Origin of the sequence: Kitasatospora misakiensis (assembly GCF_042656005.1) — a bacterium.
In the GTDB taxonomy this organism is placed as follows: Bacteria; Actinomycetota; Actinomycetes; order Streptomycetales; family Streptomycetaceae; genus Kitasatospora; species Kitasatospora misakiensis.
Genome location: NZ_JBHSOF010000028.1, coordinates 97,516 through 105,039, shown reverse-complemented (window position 1 = coordinate 105,039; position 7,524 = coordinate 97,516). Strand labels below are relative to the sequence as shown.

The following is a 7,524-nucleotide window of genomic DNA, read 5'->3' as shown; positions in this document are numbered from 1 at the left end:
CGGCCCCCCGCCAGGTCGTCGGCGGCCGGCGGCCGGGCCCGCGCCGAACCGGCGCCGCCGTCGTCCCGCGCCCCGGCGAGCAGCCGGGCCGCCTCCCCCGCGTGCGGGGTGAGCAGGGTCGGCGCCGTCCGCCCGGCGAGCGCGCCCGGCCCGAGCCGGGCGAGTTCGGTCAGCCCGTCCGCGTCCACCAGTACCGGCACGTCGGCGGCCAGCGCCTCGGCGAGCGCCCGCGCGGCGCCCTCGCCGCCGCCCGGTCCGACCACCCAGGCCTGCACCCGGCCGGCCCCGGCCGGACCGCCCTCGGTGACCAGCGCCTCCGGGAAGCGCCGCACCACCTCCTCGGCCGCCGTCCCCACGTACCGCACCGCGCCGGCGCCGCCGCGCAGCGCCCCGGCGACCGCGAGCAGCGCCGCCCCCGGGTACCGCGCCGACCCGGCGGCCACCCCGACCACCCCGCGCCGGTACTTGTCGCTCTCCGCCCCCGGCAGCGGCAGCAGCCCGGCCACGTCCGCGTGCTGCAGGGCCGCCACCTCGGCCGGCGGCAGGTCCAGCCCGATCCCCACCAACTGCACCACCCCGGCGTACGAGGCGCCCGGGTCGATCAGCAGCCCGGGCTTGTACGTACCGAAGCAGACCGTCACGTCCGCCCGCAGCGCCGCGCCCGCGACCTCGCCGGTGTCGGCGTCCACCCCGCTGGGCACGTCGACGGCCACCACCACCCCGGACCGCCCGGCCCTGGCGTACGGCTCGGCCTCCGGCCGGAGGCCGCCCCGCCCGCCGATGCCGACGATGCCGTCCAGCACCAGGTCCGCGGACGAGAAGTCGGCCAGGCCGACCTCCTGCTCCAGCACCACCCGCCCGTGCGCCGCGCGCAGCGCCGCGAGGCCGTCGCCGTGCGCCCGGTCGGGGGCGAGCAGCACCGCCGTCACCCGGGCCCCGCGCCGGGCCAGCGCCGCACCGGCGTACAGCGCGTCGCCGCCGTTGTCCCCGCTGCCGGCCAGCACCACCACCCGGCTGCCGTACACCCGGCCGCGACGACGTGTCAGCAGCCGCGCGCAGGTCACGGCCAGCCCGGCGGCGGCCCGCCGCATCAGCGTGCCCTCCGGGAGCCGGGCCATCAGCTCCGCCTCGGCGGCACGGACCTGGTCGACACGGTGGGCACTGCGCATGACGGGCTCTCCCCCGGACTCGGCGGCAACTCCCGCCGACGCTACGCGAACGCGCTCCCGACGGCGCCCCGGGGTTTGCGGCACACTTTCGAGTGACACCAACTTCGATCCCCCACCGGCTCCGGTCCGCGCCCCTACTGTGTCGCCCGGTACGGACCAGCAGGAGGGAGAAGGGCCATGGTCGCCATGCCGGCAGTCGAGCACCCGCTGGGCGAGGACAACGTCCTCCGGGCATTCCTGGAGCTGGACACTCCGCCGGGCTTCAAGGCCGAGCTCATCGAAGGGGAGATCACTGTGACGCCACCGCCGGACGGAGCACATGAGACGGCGTTCTCGCTGCTTGCCAGGCAGTTCTATCGCAAAGCTGCGATCGACCTCGATCTCTCCCCCAACAAGGGATTGATCACACCGAAGGGCCGATACATCCCGGACGGCACCGTAAGTCCCGTCGAACACTTCATCGACGCGGATTCCTGGGCCCCGGCAACGGGAGTCCTGCTGGTGTTCGAGGTGACGTCCACCAACCCCCACAAGGACCGCGGGCCCAAGCGGCACGGCTACGCCGCCGCCGGGATCCCCTGCTACCTGCTGGTCGACCGCAGTGAGGGCACGGTCACGCTGTTCACGACCCCCGAGGGCGAGGACTACACCGTCCACATCCAGGTCGCCTTCGGCAAGCCGCTGGACCTGCCCGCCCCGTTCTCGTTCACGCTCGACACGGGGCCCCTGCGGTAGGACGCAGCCACCGCAGGGGCACCACGCCGTCACTACTCGACGGTGACCGACTTCGCCAGGTTGCGCGGCTGGTCGACCTCGTGGCCCTTGGCCGTGGCCAGCTCGCAGGCGAAGACCTGGAGCGGCACGGTGGAGACCAGCGGCTGGAGCAGGGTCGGCGTGACCGGGATGCGGATCAGGTGGTCGGCGTACGGGACGACCGCCTCGTCGCCCTCCTCCGCGATCACGATGGTCCGCGCGCCGCGGGCCCGGATCTCCTGGATGTTGGAGACGATCTTGTCGTGCAGGATCGAGCGGCCGCGCGGCGACGGCACGACGACCACGACCGGCAGACCCTCCTCGATCAGCGCGATCGGGCCGTGCTTCAGCTCGCCCGCCGCGAAGCCCTCGGCGTGCATGTACGCCAGCTCCTTGAGCTTGAGCGCACCCTCCAGGGCGACCGGGAAGCCCACGTGCCGGCCCAGGAACAGCACCGACTTGGCGTCGGCCAGGGAGCGGGCCAGCTCGCGCACCGGCTCCATGGTCTCCAGGACCTGCTCGACCTGCTTCGGCGCGTCGCCGAGCTCCTTGATGACGGCGTGGATCTCGTCGCCCCACTTGGTGCCGCGCACCTGGCCCAGGTACAGCGCGACCAGGTAGCAGGCGACCAGCTGGGTCAGGAACGCCTTGGTGGAGGCGACGGCCACCTCGGGGCCGGCGTGGGTGTACAGCACCGCGTCCGACTCGCGCGGGATGGTCGAGCCGTTGGTGTTGCAGATCGCCAGCACCTTGGCGCCCTGCTCGCGCGCGTGGCGCAGCGCCATCAGGGTGTCCATGGTCTCGCCGGACTGCGAGATGGCGATGACCAGCGTGCCCGGGCCCATGATCGGGTCGCGGTAGCGGAACTCCGAGGCCACCTCGACCTCGCAGGGGATCCGGGTCCAGTGCTCGATCGCGTACTTGGCGATCATGCCCGCGTGGAAGGCGGTGCCGCAGGCGACGATGACGACCTTGTCGACCGAGCGCAGGTCGGCGTCGGAGATCCGCAGCTCGTCCAGGGTCAGCCGGCCGTCGGTGCCGATCCGGCCGAGCAGGGTGTCGGCGACGGCCTTCGGCTGCTCGGCGATCTCCTTGAGCATGAAGTAGTCGTAGCCGCCCTTCTCGGCGGCCGAGGCGTCCCAGTCGACGTGGTACTCGCGCACGTCGGCCGGGGTGCCGTCGAAGTTGGTCACCGTCACGCCCTCGCGGCGCAGCTCGACGACCTGGTCCTGGCCCAGCTCGATCGCCTCACGGGTGTGCGCGATGAACGCGGCCACGTCGGAGGCGAGGAAGTTCTCGCCCTCGCCGCGCCCGACCACCAGCGGCGAGTTGCGGCGGGCGCCGACCACCACGTCCGGGGCGTCGGCGTGCACCGCGACGAGGGTGAACGCACCCTCCAGCCGGCGGCAGACCGCCCGCATGGCGTCCGCCAGGTCGCCCTCGTACAGCTCGCCGAGCAAGTGCGCGACGACCTCGGTGTCGGTCTCCGAGCGCAGCGTGTGGCCGCGCTCGGCCAGCTCGGCGCGGAGCTGGGCGAAGTTCTCGATGATGCCGTTGTGGACCACCGCGACCCTGGCGGCGTCATCCAGATGGGGGTGGGCGTTGGCGTCCGTCGGGCCGCCGTGGGTGGCCCAGCGGGTGTGACCGATGCCGGTGGTGCCGCCGGGGAGAGGGGTCTCGGCGAGCGACTTCTCGAGGTTCGCGAGCTTGCCGGCCCGCTTGTCCGTGGCGAGGCTCCACTGCCCGTCGGAGTCCTGCACCTGCACCGCGACACCGGCGGAGTCGTAACCCCGGTACTCCAGCCGCTGCAGGCCTGCGATTACTACATCAAGGGCGGGCTGGGCGCCCACGTATCCAACAATTCCGCACATGCGTGCCAGCATAAGGGCGCTCCGGACGCCCCATCCGCACGGTTCGCCCCCGGGCCGTGACCGACACCACAACCACCACGAACGGCGCTACGGCCCACAATGGAGCATGTGCTGACCGAACTCTGTACGCGGGGCGCCGCCGCGCCCGGCCCGTCGCCGTCCCCCTACGTCGACCTGAGCCGGGCCGAGTGGAGCGCGCTGCGCGAGCGTACGCCGCTGCCGCTGACCGCCGAGGAGGTGGAACGGCTGCGCGGTCTCGGCACCGCACTGGACCTCGACGAGGTCCGTGACGTCTACCTGCCGCTGTCCCGGCTGCTCAACCTCTACATCCACGCCACGCACGAGCTGCGCGGCACACTGGGCACCTTCCTGGACACCCCGGACACCGAGCGCACCCGCACGCCGTTCATCATCGGCGTGGCCGGCTCGGTCGCGGTCGGCAAGTCGACCACCGCCCGGCTGCTCCAGGCGCTGCTGGCCCGCTGGCCGGAGCACCCCCGGGTCGAGCTGGTCACCACCGACGGCTTCCTGCTGCCCAACGCCGAGCTGCGCCGCCGCGGCCTGATGGCCCGCAAGGGCTTCCCCGAGTCGTACGACCGCCGGGCGCTGACGCGCTTCGTCGCGGACGTGAAGGCCGGCAGGGAGCTGGTCACCGCGCCGGTCTACTCGCACCTGGTGTACGACATCGTGCCGGAGCAGCGGCTCACCGTGGAGCGCCCGGACATCCTCATCGTCGAGGGCCTGAACGTGCTCCAGCCGGCCCTGCCCGGCACGGACGGCCGCACCCGCCTCGCGGTGGCCGACTACTTCGACTTCTCGATCTACGTCGACGCCCGCACCGACGACATCGAGAGCTGGTACCTGGACCGGTTCCGCAAGCTGCGTCAGACCGCCTTCCAGGACCCGAACTCCTACTTCCGCCGCTTCACCGAGGTGCCGGAGGAGGAGGCGATGGAGTACGGCCGCCAGGTCTGGCGCACCATCAACCGGCCGAACCTGCTGGAGAACGTGCTGCCCACCCGCGGCCGGGCCACCCTGATCCTGCAGAAGGGCGGGGACCACAAGGTCCGCCGGGCGCTGCTGCGCAAGCTCTGACGGAACGCCGGAAGGCCCCCTGGAAACCGCGAACCGGCGGTTTTCAGGGGGCCTTCCGGCGTTCCGGGCCGTCAGCCCAGGGAGCTGCGCACCGCCTCGGCGAGCGTCTCCGCGACGGTCTGCGCCTGCGCCTCGTCGGCCGCCTCGACCATCACCCGGACGAGCGGCTCGGTGCCCGAGGGCCGCAGCAGGACCCGGCCGGTGGCGCCCAGCTCGGCCTCGGCCGCGGCGACCGCGGCGGCCAGCTCCTCGCTGGTGCCGACCCGGCTCTTGTCGACGCCCTTGACGTTGATCAGCACCTGCGGCAGGCGGGTCATCACGGCGGCCAGGTCGGCCAGCGGCTGCTTGGTGGCGGCCAGCCGGGCGCCCAGCATCAGACCGGTCAGGGTGCCGTCGCCGGTGGTCGCGTGGTCCAGCAGGATGACGTGGCCGGACTGCTCGCCGCCCAGCGCGAAGCCGTGCTCCTTCATCGCCTCCAGCACGTACCGGTCGCCGACCGCGGTCTCGACCAGGTCGACGCCCTCGCGCTCCATGGCCAGCTTGAAGCCCAGGTTGGACATCACGGTGGCGACCGCGGTGTTGCCGCGCAGCGTGCCGGCCTCCTTCATGGCGACGGCCAGGATCGCGATGATCTGGTCGCCGTCGACCTCGTTGCCGTCCGCGTCGGCGGCCAGGCAGCGGTCGGCGTCGCCGTCGAGGGCGATGCCGAGGTCGGCCGCGTGCTCGCGCATCGCGGTCTGCAGCCGGTCCAGGTGGGTGGAGCCGACGCCGTCGTTGATGTTGAGGCCGGTGGGCTCGGCGCCCAGGGTGTGCACGACCTCGGCGCCGGCCCGGGCGAAGGCCTCGGGGGCGACGTACGCGGCCGCGCCGTGCGCGCCGTCGATGACGACCCGGATGCCGTCCAGCCGGTTGGGCAGCACGCCGATCAGGTGGGCGACGTACTTGTCGAAGCCCTCGGTGTACTCGCGGACCCGGCCGACGGCCGCGCCGGTCGGGCGGTTCCAGTCCTCGCCGCCCGCCGCGTGCTTGCGGTAGTGGGACTCGATGGCGTCCTCGATCCGGTCGTCCAGCTTGTGGCCGCCGCGGGCGAGGAACTTGATGCCGTTGTCCGGCATGGCGTTGTGGCTGGCGGAGAGCATCACGCCGAAGTCGGCGCCGAGCGCGCCGGTGAGGTAGGCCACGGCCGGGGTGGGCAGCACGCCGACCCGCAGTACGTCGACGCCCGCGCCGGCCAGGCCGGCGATGACCGCGGCCTCCAGGAACTCGCCCGAGGCGCGCGGGTCGCGGCCGACGACCGCGACCGGCCGGTGGCCGTCGAAGGCCCCCGCCTCACCGAGCACGTGCGCCGCCGCGACCGACAGGCCGAGCGCCAGCTCCGCCGTCAGTCCCTCGTTGGCCACACCGCGTACGCCGTCCGTACCGAAGAGTCGTCCCATTGTCCCGTCCTCCATCGCCGCAATGCCTTGCAGTGAATCCGATCGAATCCCCGGCCTCCGCACAACGGCCGGGGAGCACGACGCCCCGGAGTACGCGAGGTACTCCGGGGCGTCTGGAGCGCATCCGGGGGCGTGCACCACCAGGGCGGTACGCACCCCCAGGGCGCGACTAGCGCTTGCTGTACTGCGGCGCCTTGCGGGCCTTCTTCAGACCGGCCTTCTTGCGCTCGACGGCACGGGCGTCACGGGTCAGGAAGCCGGCCTTCTTGAGGGCGCCGCGGTTGTTGTCCACGTCGGCCTCGTTCAGGGCACGGGCCACGCCGAGGCGCAGCGCGTAGGCCTGGCCGGAGACGCCGCCGCCGGTGATGCGGGCGACGACGTCGTAACGGCCGTCCAGCTCAAGGAGCTTGAAGGGCTCGTTCACGGTCTGCTGGTGCACCTTGTTGGGGAAGTAGTTCTCCAGGGTGCGACCGTTGATCTTCCACTGCCCGGTGCCCGGGACGATGCGCACGCGGGCGATCGCCTCCTTGCGACGGCCAAGGCCGGCGCCGGGGACGGCCTCGCCGAAGCGGCCGGCCAGGGACTCGGAGGTGTAGCTCTCCTCGGAGGTGTACTCGCCCTCGACGACAGTCTCGTCGAAGTCGACCTCAAGGGTTTCGGTGGTCTCGGCCACGGTGTTCCTCAGCTCTTTTCAGTGATGGGGGGCTAGGTGGCCGGAGTTACTGCGCGACCTGGGTGATCTCGAACGGCACCGGCTGCTGGGCAGCGTGCGGGTGCTGGTCGCCCGAGTAGACCTTCAGCTTCGAGAGCATCTGACGGCCCAGGCTGTTCTTGGGGATCATGCCCTTGATGGCCTTCTCGACGGCCTTCTCCGGGTTGTTGGCCAGGAGGTCGTCGTAGCGGACCGAGCGGAGACCGCCCGGGAAACCGCTGTGGCGGTACGCCAGCTTCTGGGTCTTCTTGTTACCCGACAGGTGCACCTTGTCCGCGTTGATGATGATGACGAAGTCACCGGTGTCAACGTGCGGCGCGTAGATCGCCTTGTGCTTCCCCCGGAGGAGGTTGGCGGCCTGGGAGGCCAGGCGGCCGAGCACGACGTCAGTCGCGTCGATGACGTGCCACTGACGCTGGACGTCGCCGGGCTTGGGGCTGTACGTACGCACGGTCGTAGCCTTCGCTTTTCAGTGAGTGAGTCCTGAC

General features: G+C 72.3%; 7 protein-coding genes. 2 read left to right on the top strand and 5 right to left on the bottom strand.

From position 1 onward, the window contains the following. The coding region (locus ACFP3U_RS21495) for an NAD(P)H-hydrate epimerase (RefSeq protein ID WP_380227203.1) at positions 1 to 1,169 on the bottom strand (1,169 nt) is incomplete at its 3' end. 177 nt (positions 1,170 to 1,346) lie between these two features. Between ACFP3U_RS21495 and ACFP3U_RS21490 the strand changes: the two genes are divergently transcribed. Next, the gene (locus tag ACFP3U_RS21490) at positions 1,347 to 1,904 is read left to right on the top strand and encodes a Uma2 family endonuclease (RefSeq protein ID WP_380227202.1); all 558 of its coding nucleotides are present in this window, start codon (positions 1,347 to 1,349) and stop codon (positions 1,902 to 1,904) included. 32 nt (positions 1,905 to 1,936) lie between these two features. Here the strand turns inward: ACFP3U_RS21490 and glmS are convergent, their stop codons facing one another. Continuing rightward, positions 1,937 to 3,793: a glutamine--fructose-6-phosphate transaminase (isomerizing) gene (gene glmS, locus ACFP3U_RS21485; protein ID WP_380227201.1), complete on the bottom strand. Its 1,857-nt coding sequence runs from the start codon at positions 3,791 to 3,793 to the stop codon at positions 1,937 to 1,939. 99 nt (positions 3,794 to 3,892) lie between these two features. Here glmS and coaA point away from each other — a divergent pair, with 99 nt between their 5' ends. Then, positions 3,893 to 4,888, top strand: a complete 996-nt coding sequence (gene coaA, locus ACFP3U_RS21480) for a type I pantothenate kinase (RefSeq protein ID WP_380227200.1) — start codon at positions 3,893 to 3,895, stop codon at positions 4,886 to 4,888. Between the two features lie 71 nt (positions 4,889 to 4,959). On the opposite strand, the gene glmM is transcribed toward coaA, so the two are convergent. The 3 genes from glmM to rplM form a co-directional block, all read right to left on the bottom strand. Further along, entirely contained in the window at positions 4,960 to 6,324 is a 1,365-nt protein-coding gene (glmM, locus tag ACFP3U_RS21475; RefSeq protein ID WP_380227199.1) for a phosphoglucosamine mutase, read from the bottom strand. 169 nt (positions 6,325 to 6,493) lie between these two features. Beyond that, the gene (gene rpsI / locus ACFP3U_RS21470; RefSeq protein WP_030300426.1) at positions 6,494 to 6,997 is read right to left on the bottom strand and encodes a 30S ribosomal protein S9; all 504 of its coding nucleotides are present in this window, start codon (positions 6,995 to 6,997) and stop codon (positions 6,494 to 6,496) included. A gap of 46 nt (positions 6,998 to 7,043) precedes the next feature. Next, positions 7,044 to 7,487 (bottom strand): 50S ribosomal protein L13, encoded by a 444-nt coding sequence (gene rplM, locus ACFP3U_RS21465; RefSeq protein ID WP_030055846.1) that lies wholly within the window; start codon positions 7,485 to 7,487, stop codon positions 7,044 to 7,046. Positions 7,488 to 7,524: the final 37 nt, after the last annotated feature.